General features: G+C 43.2%; 14 protein-coding genes. 11 read left to right on the top strand and 3 right to left on the bottom strand.

Features of this window, described 5'->3' with window-relative positions; genetic code table 11:
* Positions 1-118 precede the first annotated feature (118 nt).
* Positions 119-730 (top strand): GNAT family N-acetyltransferase, encoded by a 612-nt coding sequence (locus AK825_RS11660; RefSeq protein WP_068037597.1) that lies wholly within the window; start codon positions 119-121, stop codon positions 728-730.
* 25 nt (positions 731-755) lie between these two features.
* Here the strand turns inward: AK825_RS11660 and AK825_RS11655 are convergent, their stop codons facing one another.
* The 3 genes from AK825_RS11655 to ampD all read right to left on the bottom strand — a co-directional run bounded on the left by AK825_RS11655 (position 756) and on the right by ampD (position 3,754).
* Entirely contained in the window at positions 756-1,331 is a 576-nt protein-coding gene (locus tag AK825_RS11655) for a hypothetical protein (RefSeq protein WP_068037595.1), read from the bottom strand.
* Positions 1,332-1,450: 119 nt separating this feature from the next.
* Positions 1,451-3,001, bottom strand: coding sequence for a murein biosynthesis integral membrane protein MurJ (gene murJ, locus AK825_RS11650; RefSeq protein ID WP_068037592.1), 1,551 nt, complete (start codon positions 2,999-3,001; stop codon positions 1,451-1,453).
* A gap of 153 nt (positions 3,002-3,154) precedes the next feature.
* The gene (ampD, locus tag AK825_RS11645; protein ID WP_082787249.1) at positions 3,155-3,754 is read right to left on the bottom strand and encodes a 1,6-anhydro-N-acetylmuramyl-L-alanine amidase AmpD; all 600 of its coding nucleotides are present in this window, start codon (positions 3,752-3,754) and stop codon (positions 3,155-3,157) included.
* Positions 3,755-3,984: 230 nt separating this feature from the next.
* Here ampD and AK825_RS11640 point away from each other — a divergent pair, with 230 nt between their 5' ends.
* The 10 genes from AK825_RS11640 (at position 3,985) to ftsA (ending at position 16,604) form a co-directional block, all read left to right on the top strand.
* Positions 3,985-6,105: a DUF4105 domain-containing protein gene (locus tag AK825_RS11640; RefSeq protein ID WP_149038763.1), complete on the top strand. Its 2,121-nt coding sequence runs from the start codon at positions 3,985-3,987 to the stop codon at positions 6,103-6,105.
* Positions 6,106-6,114: 9 nt separating this feature from the next.
* The gene (locus AK825_RS11635; protein ID WP_068037589.1) at positions 6,115-6,954 is read left to right on the top strand and encodes an SDR family oxidoreductase; all 840 of its coding nucleotides are present in this window, start codon (positions 6,115-6,117) and stop codon (positions 6,952-6,954) included.
* Between the two features lie 57 nt (positions 6,955-7,011).
* Positions 7,012-8,022, top strand: a complete 1,011-nt coding sequence (locus tag AK825_RS11630) for a hypothetical protein (RefSeq protein ID WP_068037586.1) — start codon at positions 7,012-7,014, stop codon at positions 8,020-8,022.
* Positions 8,023-8,098: 76 nt separating this feature from the next.
* Positions 8,099-8,827, top strand: coding sequence for an orotate phosphoribosyltransferase (gene pyrE, locus AK825_RS11625; RefSeq protein ID WP_068039414.1), 729 nt, complete (start codon positions 8,099-8,101; stop codon positions 8,825-8,827).
* A 137-nt stretch (positions 8,828-8,964) separates the two neighbouring features.
* Positions 8,965-9,930, top strand: coding sequence for a glutathione synthase (gene gshB, locus AK825_RS11620; RefSeq protein WP_068037584.1), 966 nt, complete (start codon positions 8,965-8,967; stop codon positions 9,928-9,930).
* 251 nt (positions 9,931-10,181) lie between these two features.
* Complete coding sequence (gene murG / locus AK825_RS11615) at positions 10,182-11,267, top strand: undecaprenyldiphospho-muramoylpentapeptide beta-N-acetylglucosaminyltransferase (protein ID WP_068037581.1); 1,086 nt, start codon at positions 10,182-10,184, stop codon at positions 11,265-11,267.
* A gap of 98 nt (positions 11,268-11,365) precedes the next feature.
* Entirely contained in the window at positions 11,366-12,805 is a 1,440-nt protein-coding gene (gene murC / locus AK825_RS11610; protein WP_068037579.1) for a UDP-N-acetylmuramate--L-alanine ligase, read from the top strand.
* 207 nt (positions 12,806-13,012) lie between these two features.
* On the top strand, positions 13,013-13,927 hold the full coding sequence (locus AK825_RS11605; RefSeq protein ID WP_068039411.1) for a D-alanine--D-alanine ligase: 915 nt from the start codon (positions 13,013-13,015) through the stop codon (positions 13,925-13,927).
* Positions 13,928-14,369: 442 nt separating this feature from the next.
* On the top strand, positions 14,370-15,179 hold the full coding sequence (locus tag AK825_RS11600) for a cell division protein FtsQ/DivIB (RefSeq protein WP_068037577.1): 810 nt from the start codon (positions 14,370-14,372) through the stop codon (positions 15,177-15,179).
* Positions 15,180-15,311: 132 nt separating this feature from the next.
* Positions 15,312-16,604: a cell division protein FtsA gene (gene ftsA / locus AK825_RS11595; protein WP_203226476.1), complete on the top strand. Its 1,293-nt coding sequence runs from the start codon at positions 15,312-15,314 to the stop codon at positions 16,602-16,604.
* The last annotated feature ends 204 nt before the right edge of the window (positions 16,605-16,808 follow it).

The following is a 16,808-nucleotide window of genomic DNA, read 5'->3' as shown; positions in this document are numbered from 1 at the left end:
CTACGCCCATTCTTCTTTAATAACTGTAATAAATGCGACTGTAGATTGACTATGTTTAATAACCAAGATTGATTTTTAATTGTTTATCACAAACTTTACCATTAGCTATGGAGACCCTATGACTGACATTGCTTTGAACGATATACCATCGACATCTCCAACATATAATCTCAATGAGCAATTTACTGTGCAGCGTGCCAGCAAGGCTGATTTGCCAGAGATTTTAGCAATCTATAATCAAAGCATTGCGGGCAAACAAGCAACGGCCAATCTTGCTCCAGTAACTTGTGAAGAGCGTGCAGAATGGTTTGAGGAGCATCTAAATAGTCTAACGCGCCCAATCTATGTTGTTAGAGCGGTTGTTAAATTGGCGAATGAGGCTAACGAAAGCACAGCGCAAACAGCGTCGCCAATCGTCGCGTGGGGCAGCTTTAGTGATTTGTATGCACGTACCGCGTACCATATCAGCACTGAAATCAGTATCTACTTGCATCAGGATTATCATGGAAAAGGACTGGGTAGCTTACTGACGCGCTGGATGCTAACACGAGCGCCAAGTCTAGGTATTCACAATGTAATCGCACTTATATTTGCCCATAACCAGCCAAGCTTAGGATTATTCCGTAAGCTTGGTTTTGAGCAGTGGGGACATATGCCGAAAGTTTGCGATATGGAGGGTTTCATCGCTGACGTTGTCATGCTAGGTAAAGCAGTGACGTCAGACAAATAATGTTAAGTGAAGGCAAGGAGTAGATTTAACCTAGAATCTTCCATTGGTTGTCTATTTTCTGCAATTCATAAGTCAATGGCGCAGGCTCACTTTGACCTTTTAACATCAATTCACCAGTGATAGTGGCGTGGGTTTTATCATTATTGTATTTAGTATCAGTAATAGTGACGCCATCGACAGTTTGCTGAAAAGCAGACTGAGTCTTAGCCAGCTCTTCTTCAAAATTTGCCATATCTACCTTATAGTATCCAGCGGCTTGCTGCACATCGCCATCATATAAGCTATCTAGAGCTTTTTTGACAGTATCTTCTGGTGTGCCAGCTTCGGTCGGATTGGTAACTAGGCTTTTTTGCTTGTTAGCAGAGCTCTCAGCTATTTGCTGACTTTCAGCAGCATTATCAGTATCAATTAATTCTGCCTGACCAGCTACATCGTTCTCAGATACTTCCACAACATCTGTAGTATTTTCAGTACTATTGGCAGCTGTCTCTGTTTCTACATTATCGTTGTTGCTACAACCACTTATAACTAGTCCGGTGCTCAGCACGCCAGCAGACAGTATGGTTGGCAAACGTAGCAGGATAGATTGTTTAGTTGTCATATTGGTCCTCAAAATTCATTTATGCATTAAAAACTCATTATGGCAATTATCAACGTCATGCACTGTCAATTCTCATACTAAGCTTGTTTTGGTTTCGTAAGTCAGCGTTTTATTTGGTTTTAACCATGTTTTAGCTGACGAGGACGGAAGCCTGTTGCTAATAATACTACGCCATAAACTACTGCGCCAACCGCACACATAATGAGCAGAGCCGCTATACGTCGCCATTGAGCATCATCGGTTGGGAAGTAGGGCAGCATGACATAAAGGACTGCGACCATAGCGCTTGTAGAAATCGCAAACTGGGCAAAAAGCTTTTTCCAATGGCTGCCAAAGCGGAAAATATCACGCTTGTGTAAGAAGTAATATAACAAGCCTGCGTTCACGAATGCTGCACCCGTAGTCGCTAAAGCCAAGGCACCATGCAATGGTATTTTGAAAAAGTAAAATATCCCGATAAAAATAACACTGAAAACCATATTGGCAAACACGGAAATAATACCGATTTTTACTGGTGTTCTGGTATCTTGACGCGCAAAAAATGCTGGTGCAAAGATTTTAATCAACATGAATCCCAAAATTCCGCCGGCCATACTACGTAGCGCCAACGAGCTCATTTGTGCATCACGTAAGGTAAACTCACCACGTAAAAACAGCGCCTGCATGAGCACATCTGCCAGTATAAATAAGGCTGCCGATGCTGGAACACCAACCAAAATAATTAGCCGCGCTGCCCAATCAATAGTCTTTTTAAAGCTAACATCATCTTTTTGCGCTTCACTTTTTGACAAGCTGGGTAGAATAACCGTACCGATAGCCACACCGATTAGTCCTAGTGGTAGCTCGCTCATACGTTCCGCAGCATATAACCAAGAGACTGAACCGCCTATCATGAGAGAAGCGAATACGGTATTGAGCAGTAGGTTAATCTGAGTGACAGAGACGCCAAAGATAGCAGGTAGCATCAATTTTAGAATACGCTTAACACCTTCGTGCTGAAAATCAATTTTAGGTGCAACCAGCAGTTTTTGTTGCCATAACTGCGGCAGTTGAAGTAAGAACTGCAGCAAACCTGCGATAGCAACTGCATAACCGAGCGCCATAATCGGCGTATCGAACATCGGGGCAAAAATCAGTGCACCGCCAATCATACACAAGTTTAATAATACCGGTGCAAAAGCTGGCGCAGCAAAGCGCCCGTAGCTTTGCAAGATACCACTGGCAAAAGCGGTCATAGAAATAAATAGCAAGTAAGGGAAGGTCAGACGTAGCAACTCAGCGGTAATGGCAAATTTGTCCGGTTGATCGGCAAATCCAGGCGCAAATAATGTCACTACCCAAGGTGCGATTAAAATGACAACGACTGTCAGCATGGATAAAACCAGCAACAGTGCCCCTGAGGTACGACTGACTAAAATCTGTACCTGTTGTAGGCTGTATTTTTCTTTATATTCGGACAGTACAGGAACGAAAGCTTGGCTAAATGCACCTTCAGCAAACAGACGTCGCAAAAAGTTAGGTATCTTAAAGGCAACCAAAAAGGCATCCATCAGACCACCTGCGCCAAAGACACCTAACAATACGATATCGCGCACCAGACCTAAGATACGAGACAGCATGGTCATGCTACTGACCACCATGGTTGAACGAAATAACCGACTTTTTGCCATGAGAACCTATTTTGCTAAGTTGTTTACTGATGGTTGTTTGCTGATTTACTGTTTCCAAAAAACTGACGGATTATAGCACTTTCATGGCATATCTATAGTATAGATAAATGAATTGAATGTGGAATTGAATGCTGCTGTTATTATGAGTAATCGCTACTTACAGAATTTCTCGGCCACTAGCCCGCGTAACTTCGCCCATTCAAAATAATCACCAGGATCTGTCTTACGTCCCGGTGCAATATCACTGTGTCCGGTTAGGTGTCGGCGGGTTTTAGGATAGGCGGCGTATATAGCGGCGACTACTGCTGCGAGCGTGTCGTATTGAGCGGTGGTGAAGGTCACAAAATCTGACCCTTCAAGCTCGATGCCGATGCTATAATCGTTACATTCAGGTAGGCCAAGGTAGCTTGATCTGCCCGCATGCCACGCGCGTTCATTGAAATTTACAAATTGAGTAATAGTGCCATCACGTTCGATAAATAGGTGCGCTGAAACTTCTGCGCCTCTAATTGTCTGAAAATAAGGATGTGCATCCCAGTCTAATTGATTGGTAAATAGCGCTTTTACATAATGTACGCCGTCAGTGCCACAGGCGCCAAACTCATTGGGTGGTAGGCTAATATTATGAATGACGATAGTATCAATGGTCGTATCGTCAGGTCGTCTATTGTTATTCGGTGATGCAAGCCATGTCGCGTCGGATAATAGGCCATCTTTGATAGTCATTGACGATGGAATAGCTGAACTGAGCATAATGTTCTCTTTATATAATGGTATTAACAAGTATGCAGCTAAAGCATTTATCTAATAAATTTTCGTAAAATAATAACAAACATAATTTATATACTTAAGAGCCAAATAATTAAATAATTTAGTTCCAAGATAACTTTTGAAATATTTAAGTCAACAGCCTAGCAGAACTTGTTGACTAGACCTTAGCAGCGCTACCAGCCTATCAATAATAACGTGCGAGATTTTACCTCATGTCTATAAAGCCGTCTTCTATATCTGTAGATTGTACCTTAAGCACAATTAGCCTGCGAGCTTGTAGTCATCGAGCACGTTTGCCGATTGCCATTGCTGGGCTACTACTCTCTGCAAATGCGCAGGCTTTTTTGCCAACGCCATTGTCAGTAGTGACAACAGGGGAATTAGCGCCTAATATAACTGCTGCGCCTCAAGCAAAAGCGGTGAATTTGGATAGTGATAAGAGTGTGCAAAACAATCGAGCTAATTCACTACAAGCCGAACAACTATTAGCCACATGGCGTAAGCAAGTACAGGCAGACAATCTTGCCGAGCATAGAACATGGCGACGGTTATTATATTTTTTAGATGATAAAAAATCGCTATTTAATAAAGGTGCGCCCAAAAGCTTAATTGATAGTCCAGAGTTTTTTCTGAGTGCGAGTGGACAACAGGATGCCAGTGCTGAGCTTGACGCGATGCTCATCGCGTTTGCCAATCAAATCGCAGCGCCTCAAATCACACAGTCTACCAATAACTCAAACTCAGCCATTTGTCGTTTTCCAGCACGCACGCACTGGCTTACTGAGACTTTGGGCATCGACATTTCGCGCCTGCAAGCTGACTGTCCAGAGCTTAAAAAATGGATGACCATGCTAGCTCCTGAGCAACTGTCAATTATGTTTGCCGAGGAGTATTTGGACAATCCAATCTCCGCTTTTGCTCACACTTTGCTGCGTATTGACTCGCCAGCAAGCGCGGCAGATCCTAGCCAAATTCATCATGCTTATGCGCTCAACGATACCGTCGATGGTAATCCTGATGATGCTTTTGCCGTTTACGCTATTAAGTCGGCTACTGGTGCTTATAATAACGTAATTGAGATTGATCCTTATCCAGAGAAGCTGGCCAAGTATCTCAAAGACGATGAGCGCGATGCGTGGACGTATCAGTTGGATTTGACTCCCGCGGAAGTACAACAAATCATATTGCATGTATGGGAAACCAAAGATTTAGACATTCCTTATTATTTCACCACGGACAACTGTGCTTCTGAGATTTTACGCTTGATTGATGTCGTGCGTCCTGAGCAGGATTTGCTCAGTCAATTGCCCTATGTCGTCATTCCTTCCGACGTGATTCAACTGCTAAATAACGAAGGTATATTAGCAGATACTCGTTACACGCCATCTGACAGTACCGTACGTCAAGCCGAGCTGAATAAGGCTAAGGCAGCTGCGGCGCTTGGTTATCAGAAACTATCTAAAGATGACGCTCGTAATATTAAATCAGCAGAGCGCAATTTGGCATCAAGTATATCTGCTGATGATGCTGACCCAAAAACGATTATAGATTACGGTATTGTCGCCTCGGATAATAATCCTATCGATAGGCATCCTTTGCAAGTGGCTCAAATTGGCATTGGTCAGCGCGGTGACAATAGCTATGTCGATGTTGGATTACGTTTAGGCTTTCATGACACCCTTGATCGGGCGTCAGGATTTTCACAGTTCTTTAATTTAGAAGCGCTTGCCACTACGCTGCGCTTTTATGATACTGATAGCAGTAAGGACAATGAACCTGACAGCGTGGTATTAGAAAACTTCACCGTGCTGCGCGGACGCTCTTTTAATCCGGTCAATACTGCTAAGCAAGGCAAGACTTGGGGTGCAAGTGTCGAAGCGACGCGCGTGAACGATGGCTCGCAAGCCGAGGGTCGGAACCATTTAGTTGGGAGCGTTGGCTATGAAACTGGTTGGTCGTGGGCGTTCGGTACACCTAGTGCTGGTACTGGTGAGATGCCGCCACAGCTATGCTATGCCTTGTTATCAGGGAAGGGGCAAGCGGGACGCGGGATGAATAAAGGCTTCCGCGTAGGCGCAGGCGTAAATGCTGGCTGCCGTTATCAGATTAACAATCAGTTACGCGCGCAGGCTGAATTGCAATTGCCATATTGGTATCATGGCAGCAGTGACGACTCTAACGTCCGCGGTCATTATTGGCAGCCGATCTCAAGCTTAGGTCTGCAATACGATATCGATAAAAAACAAGCATTACGCATCAATGCCAACTACGACTGGCAAGATCGTGTCGATGCCAATGACGATGTGCAATTGTCATACAGACGCTATTTTTAAGGATATAAAATGAGTACGCAAAATTTACTGATTATCGGACAAGGTGATATCGGTCTGCCAGTCACCAATAGACTTGCTGAGGACGGTTTCTCGGTCACTGGTCTTGCTCGTAGTAAACGCGAGCATTATGATTTGAATAGTAATGCAAAGTTTATGCAAGCTGATGCGTTGACGCTTAGCGCTGAGCAGCTGCAAGACTTTACTCATATTGCAATTATCGTCACTCCTGATGAATATTCAACCAGCGGTTATCACGACAGTTACTTGGCGATTAATCAACATTTAGCAGAGCTTGCGGATAAGCTAACCAACCTTGTGCGCGTTGTTTTTATTTCCTCAACGGGTGTTTATGGTCAAGATAATGGTGAATGGATTGATGAAGATACCGCGCCTATTACCCCTGAGCGCGAAGCTTCCAAAGTGATACTCCAAGCAGAACAAGCGCTGCAACAAGGTTTTGGTAATAAAGCCATTGTCATTCGTCCGAGCGGAATTTACGGACGCGAGCGTCTAATGCGCCTACGTAAAGCCCGCGAGCCACAAAAAGAGCCAGTGGCAGCCGCACACTGGAGCAATCGTATTATGGATCGTGATTTGGTCAATATTATCGCCAATGTACTGACTACAGGGGCGCCAAAGCCCCTTTATATCGCCACTGACTATGCGCCAGTCACGACTTTTGAGCTAGGCGTTTGGTTAAGTGAGCAGATAGGAGAGACGCCTCCTGCTATTGATAAGAAAAAAATAACTGTTACGGGGAAACGTTTACATAGCAACATTCCGTTAGCTTGGCTCAATTATCCTGACTGGCAGGTAGGTTATCGTGATATTTTGCGCCATCAAGAGTAAGATGACAGTTTGATTTAATTAGAATTGATTTTATATTTTATAGTTTATGGAGATTTCATGACCCAGCCTTCTACTTCTGATAATCGCTTACCCAATGCTGAACTTGCAGCAATAGGCGATAAGCTGCCAGAAGGCAATGCTGAGCTGTCGTCTACGTTGCCTGATAGCAAGCAGCCTGCGATCGTGCACCCTAACTTTGATCCGAGCCAATCGCCACTTGACCCTGCGCGGCCTTTAAGTGATATTCCAGAGCCTGCTCGACGCCTAAATGGCCAATTGCGACGGCTCTATGGAAATTCTGCGCGGTTTTATCAGCCTAATGAAGACAGTTTATCGAAATGGGAGTTGGTTGCGTCAGAGGCATTGGCTGAGCATTTGTCATTATTAAATGCGGCAAAGCTTGTCGAATTTCCTGATAATTTTTATCAAAATCATAGCGAGCAGCCATTATTATCGCCGCTAAGCAACATGACTCTATTAGATATGTCAGATATTCAGCAGGCGATTCGCGCTTATCCAAAACTGAATCGTTATGGTTTTGCGCTTGCTGATAGTCCCGTAAAGATTAATAAAGATGATAATGGCTCCAATAAAAATAATACTAAAGCGTCTTCTGCCTCGTTACGTGCGTTGACCAAACGTTATAATCCTGATGAGTTACTCAGCAGTCTTTATGCTGATGATTGGCAAGTGATTTTACAGCCGCAGCAGTTTGAGACAGGCGAGGGCAGTTTGGCGACAGACATCATGGCGTGTAGCGTCGCTGTCCATGCTCTAAAGCAGTGTAGTACGCGCAAAACTATCAATCATAGCTATAGTGCGGCGCAAATCTGTCAGCATGTCCGTAGTTATCTGCTCAGTCAGCTTGATCTTGAGCCAGCACAGCGTTATCAGTATCGTCAGATTCGGCTATTTGCGGGACATATTATTGTTGCGGCTTACCATTTAGGCTGGGGCATACAAGTGAGCCATGATGGTCAATGCTATTTTAATCTCTCATCGCGTAGTGGCCTGTTGACTCGTTATCCCAATATGCAGGATTACGACATCAATGGTTGGTCAAGCTGATCAATAATGCGTACAATAATGCAAATTTTTTGCCCTTTATTTTGCTGATAGGAAAGCCATAATGCTCAATGCCCCAATGACTAATGCTCAACACGCCCAAAACGTTTCTTTCTCATCTCATCAATTTATTCAATTGGCTTTAGACAATCAAGTTTTAAAGTTTGGTGAGTTTGTGCTTAAGTCTGGTCGTATCAGTCCGTATTTTTTTAATGCAGGCTTGCTAGCGACTGGTGAGATGTTATCGTTACTAGCGCGCGGTTATGCAGATGCCTTGGCCGCAGAGATGGCTGAACAAATAGATGCTAGCAATAACGATGCAGAGCAGCAAGAGCTGGTCATTTTTGGTGCGGCTTATAAAGGTATTCCATTCGTTGCCGCAACAGCGCAAGCGTTATGGCTGCATCATGGTATCAATGCTAAATGGGGTTATAACCGTAAAGAAGCCAAAACTCATGGCGAGGGTGGTAACTTAGTCGGTGCTGATGTCAGTGGCAAAGCTGTCTGGGTACTTGACGATGTTATTACTGCTGGCACAGCGATGCGCGAAGTGGTCGAGATATTAGAGCAAGCTGGCGCAAGCGTTGCAGGTATTATTGTAGCCCTTGATCGTAAAGAAAAAGGCCAAAGCGATTATTCTGCTATACAAGAGCTCGTAGTGACCCTAAAAGTACCGGTGCGTGCACTCGTCAACATTGACGATTTAATCAGTTATTTAGCTGACGACCATGGTACACAAAACGGCCAGCATAAAGACGCGACCCAACTAGCAAAAATGCAGCATTACCGTGAGCAGTACGGCGTATAGTTTGTTGTTAGAATGCTGTTCTTGAGTTGTATTGAAGCTTTGCTACATTGCAGGTGCTTATGAATACTTGCCTATAAATAAGTGCCTGTAATTTCCTATAACTGCCTATTCATAATATAACGTAAGTGAGCCTTATCATGAGCCAAGAAAATCAAAAAAAATCTTTAAAAATACTCGTCATCATGGATCCTATCGAACAGGTTAATTATAAAAAAGACACCACTTTGGCAATGATGTGGGCCGCACAAGACCGTGGTCACACGCTTGGCTATTGTCAGATTCATGATCTTTGGTTGGATCGTGGGCAATTGATGGTCGATACGCAGCCAGTGACGGTAAAGCGTGACCCTGAAAATTTCTATACGTTAGGTGATAAGGCGACAGGTCCGGTCAGCGACTATAACGTGATTTTGATGCGTAAAGATCCGCCGTTTGACATGCGCTTTATTTATGCGACCTATATGCTTGATCATGCTAAAGCGGCAGGCGTGCTAGTGGTCAATGACCCACAAGCGATTCGCGACTGTAATGAGAAGTTATTTGCCACTTGGTTTAGCGATTATATGAGCCCAACGATTGTGACCAGCAAACAAGCACATATTCGCAAATTTATCACTGAGCAACAAGATGTCATTGTCAAGCCATTAGACGGCATGGGCGGCACGGGCATTTTCCGTCTGACCGCTGATAGCCCAAACATCGGGGTGACACTAGAAATATTAACTGAGCTTGAAACCTTGCCAATTATGGCACAGCGTTATTTACCAGAGATTAAAGAGGGTGATAAGCGTGTGTTAATCGTCGATGGAGTGGTAATCGATTACAGCTTGGCACGTATTCCTACCAAAGGCGAAACCCGTGGTAATCTAGCTGCTGGTGGTAGCGGAGTGGCCATGCCGCTTACCGATATTGAACGCCAAGTGGCAGAAGTAGTCGCCCCAATCGTCAAAGAAAAAGGCCTAATGTTCGTCGGCTTAGACTTAATCGGTGGACGGATTACGGAGATTAACGTGACCAGTCCGACTTGCGTACGTGAGATTGATGATCAATGTGGTACTGATATTGCGACAGAATTTATGATAGCGATAGAAGCTCGTTGTTAAGGATTGTATTTTAAGGGTTATATTTTGGAGATGAGAGGTTATTAGTTTTTTGATATCTCTCATTTTTATTGTTTAATATTATAGCCATTTAACCCATTATTTAAGCGATAAAATGCTGTATAAATGAGCATAGATTCCTCTATACTATGCGGGCTTTTGTGTATGTGCCTTCAGAGTGAATCACTTCTATCAATATATCAGTGGCTACTACTTAATATTCATTTTAGTACAGATAAGAAAGGCAGGCGTTAATGAAGACACCGCATATATTGATGATGGCCGCTGGTACTGGTGGACATGTATTCCCAGCACTGGCAGTTGCTGAGGAATTGACCCAACGCGGTGCCGTTATTCACTGGCTAGGTACGCCGAATGGTATGGAAAATGGCTTGGTTAAGCCAACTGGTTACGCTTTTCATCCTATTGCGATGCAAGGGTTACGCGGCAAAGGCATAGGGCGTGTAGTCAAATTACCCTTTACCTTGCTATCAGCGACGATGGCAGCAGTTAAAATTATCCGTAGCAATCAGATTGATATGGTAGTAGGTTTTGGTGGTTACGTAACTGCGCCTGGTGGTATTGCTGCGCGTATGACTAATACGCCTCTAATTATCCATGAGCAAAATGCTATTGCCGGTATGAGCAATCGTTATTTGGCTAAGATTTCTACTAAGGTAATGCAGGCGTTTGAGCATACTTTTGCTAATAGTGAACAGGATGCTAAGCTTGAAACCGTTGGTAATCCAGTACGTAACGCTATTACGGGTGTGGATGAACCGACTGAGCGTTATGACATTAATGACAGTTCAGCGCTTAAATTGTTGGTGGTTGGTGGCTCGCTTGGCGCGCAAGTATTAAACGACACCGTACCTAAAGCACTTTCGTTAATAGACCGTCCTTTTGAAGTGCGTCATCAATGCGGGCGTAATAACGAGGGCGCTACACAAGCGGCTTATGATAGTGAGGACTTAGGCGCTCATAAGTTTGTAGTGCAGCCATTTATTGATGATATGGCAGCGGCATATAATTGGGCAGATATTATCGTTTGCCGAGCTGGTGCCTTGACGGTTACTGAAATTCAAAATGTCGGTATCGCTGCGATTTTTGTGCCGCTACCGCATGCGGTAGATGATCATCAAACTGCGAATGCGCGCACCTTGACGTCACACGATGCTGCGATTTTATTACCGCAGTCTGAGTTGACACCGCAGCGTTTGAGTGATGAGCTTGCAGCACTTGATCGTCATACTTGCTTGGAGATGGCAAAGAAAGGTCACGCCCTTGCTAATCGTAGTGCCAGTAAGCAAGTTGCTGATATCATTTGGCAAGCGTTGTAGCTTATATCATAAGCCTTTGCTTTCATGACTGATTGTTTTCCGTAACTAAGTTTTTTAATTCATCATATTTTATTAGCCTTTAATAAAGAGAAATCCTTATGTCTACCTCTGCGAAAGCTCTACCTAAGCGTTTGATTGAAATACCAGAAATGCGCCGTATTCAGCATTTGCATTTTATCGGTATTGGCGGTTCAGGTATGTGCGGTATCGCTGAGGTTATGAATAATCAAGGCTATCAAGTTAGCGGTTCTGACATCGCTGATAGCGTGATTACTCGACGTCTAGAGCAAATTGGTATCGAAATATCGATTGGTCATGATTCCAAAAATATTGCCAATGCGGATGTCATCGTCGTATCGTCAGCGATTGACCGCAGCAATCCTGAAGTAAAAGCAGCACTAGAAGCGCGTCTGCCAGTGGTTCGACGCGCTGATATGCTAGGCGAGTTAATGCGTTATCGTCATGGTATTGCCGTTGCTGGCGCACATGGCAAGACCACAACGACTAGTTTGCTGACTACTATGATGGCAGAAGGACAGCTCGATCCGACCTACGTGATTGGCGGTAAGCTAAATGCCTCAGGGAAAAATGCCGCGCTTGGCAGTAGTCGTTATTTGGTTGCTGAAGCAGACGAGTCTGATGCGTCGTTTTTGTCATTGCATCCAATGGCCGCGATTGTCACCAATATCGACCAAGACCATATGGAGACCTATGAAAACAGCTTCGATAAACTAAAAGCTGCTTACATTCAGTTTTTACAAAATATGCCGTTTTATGGCTTGGCTGTGGTGTGCGGTGATGACCCTGAGCTGTATGCGATGATTGATGATATTGGCCGTCCCGTACTGACTTTTGGTCTTGAGCCGTTTAACGATGTACAGGCAATTGACTTGGTTACTGAGGGTACTAAGACTCACTTTACCGTATTGCGCCGCGACCGTGAGCCGCTACGCTTGACATTAAATATCCCTGGTACGCATAACGTCTATAACGCCCTTGCTGCTATTACCATGGCAACCGATGAAGGCGTCGATGACGAAGCGATTAAGCGCGCACTGCAGAAATTCGAAGGGGTCGGTCGTCGCTTTGAGCAGCATGCCTCTGTGGATATTGATGAGGGTAATGTTTTGTTGATTGATGATTATGGTCACCATCCAAAAGAAGTCGATGCCACTATCAAAGCGGCTCGCCAGAGTTTTCCTGATCGTCGTCTAGTGATGCTGTTTCAGCCGCATCGTTATAGCCGTACGCGTGACTGCTATGATGATTTCGTCGAAGTACTCTCAAGCGTTGATGAGCTATTATTATTAGAAGTATATTCAGCAGGCGAAAGCCCGATTGCAGGTGCTGATACTAAGTCATTAGCACGCAGTATTCGCTTGCGTGGCGAAGTTGAACCAACGATTATTGATAAGGACAATCTAGCGCCTGTCATGCAACGCTTATTAAAAGCAAATGACATGCTTATCACTCAAGGTGCCGGTAATGTGGGCCAGATATCCATCGACTTGGCTGCAAACAATCTCTATATCCAGTAAGCTAGAAGAATTTTAGGAACTATCTACATGTCTATTAACAATCAAGAAAATGCAAAAAACCTCAACGAAGCCATAAATGATGCCGAGAATACGACGCTTATTACTAATCCAGAGTCTGCTTTAGCAGCAGCTGCGCAAGCAGAGAAAGATACTATGGAAAATAACCAGCTAAAGCAAGACACACTATTAACTGTCGCTCCTAGCAAAGTGAAAGATGCGAGTGAGTTTGGTAAGGTGGCTGTCGTTTATGGTGGCAGTAGCAATGAGCGCAGCGTGTCATTGGACAGTGGGGCCGCTGTATTGCAAGCGCTACAAAACCAAGGCGTCGATGCCACTCATTTTGATCCTAAACATCAAGACATTACTGAGCTTCGTGACTATGATCGCGTGTTTAACGTGTTACATGGTCGCGGCGGCGAAGATGGTTTGCTACAAGGCGTGTTGCAATGGTTTGATATTCCGCAAACAGGTTCAGGGATTTTAGCGTCAGCGCTGGGCATGGATAAAGTTCGTACTAAGCAGTTGTGGCAGGGTTGCGGGTTATCAACGGCACCATTTTCATTGTTGACAGCTGATACTGACTGGCAGCAAGTGGTGAATATGTTGGGTTTACCTTTAATTATTAAACCTGTACATGAAGGTTCAAGTATTGGCATGACTAAGGTCAACCATCTTGACGAGTTGCCTGCGGCCTATGCAACGGCAGTACAGTGTGGCGATGTAGTAATGGCTGAACGCTGGATTACGGGTCGTGAGTTTACAATTGTTATTATTGATGATGAAGCCTATCCAGTTATTCGTTTAGAGCCTGCTGATATCACTAACTTTTACGATTTTGAAGCTAAATATAATCGCAATGATACTGGCTATTATATTCCTTGTGGACTCAGTAGTAGTGATGAAAAACATTTGCAAGACCTGAGCCTTGCTGCGTTCCGTGCCGTTAATGCAAAAGGCTGGGGACGTGTCGATGCTATGCAAGATGAAGCTGGCAATTTTTGGTTACTTGAAATCAATACGGTACCTGGTATGACCAGTCATAGCTTAGTCCCGATGGCAGCTAAAGCACGAGGTATGGACTTTGATACCTTATGCTGGCACATACTGGCACAAACACTTTAATAGAGAGAAACTATTCATTAGAGATTGTCTTTTAGTATCGTGTTAGAGAGCTTATCGCTGCTACTTTACAATAAATAGAGTTTAGTACTATTTATTAAGATAAATTGCTAATATTTTTAGTGCTATATTGAACAAAACGGATATAATGCATCCTAAGATTGTATCGCTAGCCCTGCTATAACACAGCTTCCTGTAAACTTGTGTAAAATCGCTAGTTACAGCATGGGTTAGGCTATTGTTTACCATCAAAATACGTTAATATTGTAATGATTACCCTATGTTGGTGATATTTATCTCATTTTAGGCGTTTATCGTGTATTGAGAGACAAAGCATTAAAGTTTGATGGCTTTTATAGCAAAACGGTCATAGCAAAACAGTAGTTATTTAATCGAAATATTTAATAAGCTAAAATATATACAAGGTATAGGGGCAAACGCGGTTATGGCTCAAACTGTCAATGGAACAACTGACTTGATGAGTGATGACGCCCGTCGCCCGAGATCCAGCTTGCAAGTACCTACTTGGGTTAAGTATTTTTTTATGACTCTTGTAGTAGGGCTATTGTTATTAATATTAATGATGGGTGGTAAGGCTCTACGTGATGCACCGCCAGCTGCTATTCATGTCAATACACAAGATTTGACCACTGCTCAATATCAAGCTTTGCAACAGACTATGAGTCAGCAAACAGTAAGTAGTTTTTTTACAACTGACTTGCAGGCGTTACGAGATATTGCAATGGGACTTGCTTGGGTCGATCAGATCAGTGTGACTCGAGATTGGCAGCGTGGTATCGTCATCACAGCATTACCTAAGCAGGCAGTAGCCAATTTTGGTACAGAACGTTTAGTCGATGCTCAAGGTGCAGTATTCGTGCCAGCAGACAGCGAAGAGTTAACCAAGCCAAAATTTGCTACGTTGCAAGGTGAGATGAACCAAGCGCCTGTTATTATGCAGCAAATGCAGCAGATTAATGATTGGTATGCACCGCTTGATATGCGAGTTGAGGATATCATTCTAACACCGCGTATGACTTGGTTAGTACGTTTCGATAATGGTCTAAGGGTTATTGTCGATAACGAAAATACCGCGCAAAAGTTACTTAATTTAAGCCAGCTTTTAAGCAATCAATTAAGTGACCGCCGTGAGAATATGCAGTCGGTAGATTTAAGATATAAGAACGGTTTTACCGTTGCATGGAAGACTGAAGTGCCACAAGTAGAACCAGTGGTAGCTCAACCTGTAACGTAAACTAGTCTTACCTGTACAACAGTTTTGCCGTCTTTGTGCTATAGATGATGTATAAATTCAAAATAGTACTGTTCTAATGATTTAATGGAGACGTCATGTAGTCTCCTGTTTAGCGATAATTTGTTTGGTACCATGAAAAATACTGAAAATCTGGTTGTTGTCCATCTGAGTGCCACTGCAGTCTATGTCGTGATCGGCAGCGTTGTGTCTGCAAAAGACATACGTATTATGGGTGTTGGGCAAGTTAAAAATAGCGATTTTTATCAAGGTCAAATCAAACATCGTGAACGCTTGCAAGGTGCCATCAAACAAGCCATTCAAGATGCTGAAGATACAGCGAACTGCCGTGTACATAGTGTATGGTTGACCTTAGCTACTCCTGAATTGTCTAGCAAAAACAGTGTCGGTAATGTAGCGGTCGAGGAAGAGACTGTACGTGCTAAAGATATGGTACAAGCATTATCCAATGCTAAATCGCAAGATTTGCCGTCTGATTATTATTTGATGCACTGCTGTCAGCAAGGTATTTATATTGATGAGCAAGAAGCAATGGTTGATGATGCTATTGAGATGATTGCAAAAAACATCACAGTCATGTATCACATGATGATGATGCCGGTCTCTAGCCGTCAAAATATACAAAAGCTGCTGCAAGGGTGTGATGTTGGTATCGATCATATTGTTTTTGATGCAGTAACGAGCGCCGAATATAGTTTAATGGGTGAAGAACGCCAACAAGGTGTTTGCCTAGTAGATATAGGCGCAAGTACTACTAGTATTTGCGTGTATAAAGAAAATAAGCTTATTTTTACTCATTGTATCGCAAGTGGTAGCCATGAAGTAACAATGGATATTTCAGCTGATATCGGTATTTCTATGATAGAAGCCGAAAAGCTCAAAAAATCACATGGTACAGTCGATATAAATAGTATGGATCCAAGCTCGTTTTTTATTTTTAAACCGCAAGGTACAGGTGACGAGGTCAATGTCAGTCTTTATAATCTAGCACGCATTATTGAAGCGCGTTATGTACAGATATTTACTGAAGTCATTCGACAGTTACATGAGGCAGATCTGTTAAGTTATATCGATCGCGGTATTGTACTTACTGGTGGTGGTAGTACCATTAAAGGTATGATACCTTTTGCCAAAAGACTGTTAAAAATGCCAGTGGTGCTGTCTAACACACATCCGGCTATCAGTGCTTATAATCATTTTGATAATGAAGAGTCATTTAAGCAGCTGAATATACAGGTGAATGATCGTGCTTATCAAACTGCATTCGGAACTTTACTCTATAGTCAAAGTGAGCAGTTTCGTCACAGTGAGCAAAGTGAACCTGACGCTATTAAACAGGGCCGAATAAAAGGTACTTTCCAAAGTGTCGGCCATCGTTTCACTAGTGTTCTTAAAAAAATACTTTAGAGTATTTAGAATAAAGTATTTAAAAGCATAAACGTTTGTAATCGTCTTTGAAGTGCGCTATCTCAATCTAACGATTAATACGTTTATTTGACAAAATACTGTAGTACTGCGAGACCATATTATTAGCGTAGCGCATTTAGATAGAGGTTTGACACGTATCAACTAAGCCTCAGCTTTATTATCTTATTTTATTTGTATGCATTT

The sequence above is a fragment of the Psychrobacter sp. P11G5 genome, assembly GCF_001593305.1.
Classification (GTDB): domain Bacteria; phylum Pseudomonadota; class Gammaproteobacteria; order Pseudomonadales; family Moraxellaceae; genus Psychrobacter.
This window is presented reverse-complemented; position numbering and strand designations above follow the sequence as displayed.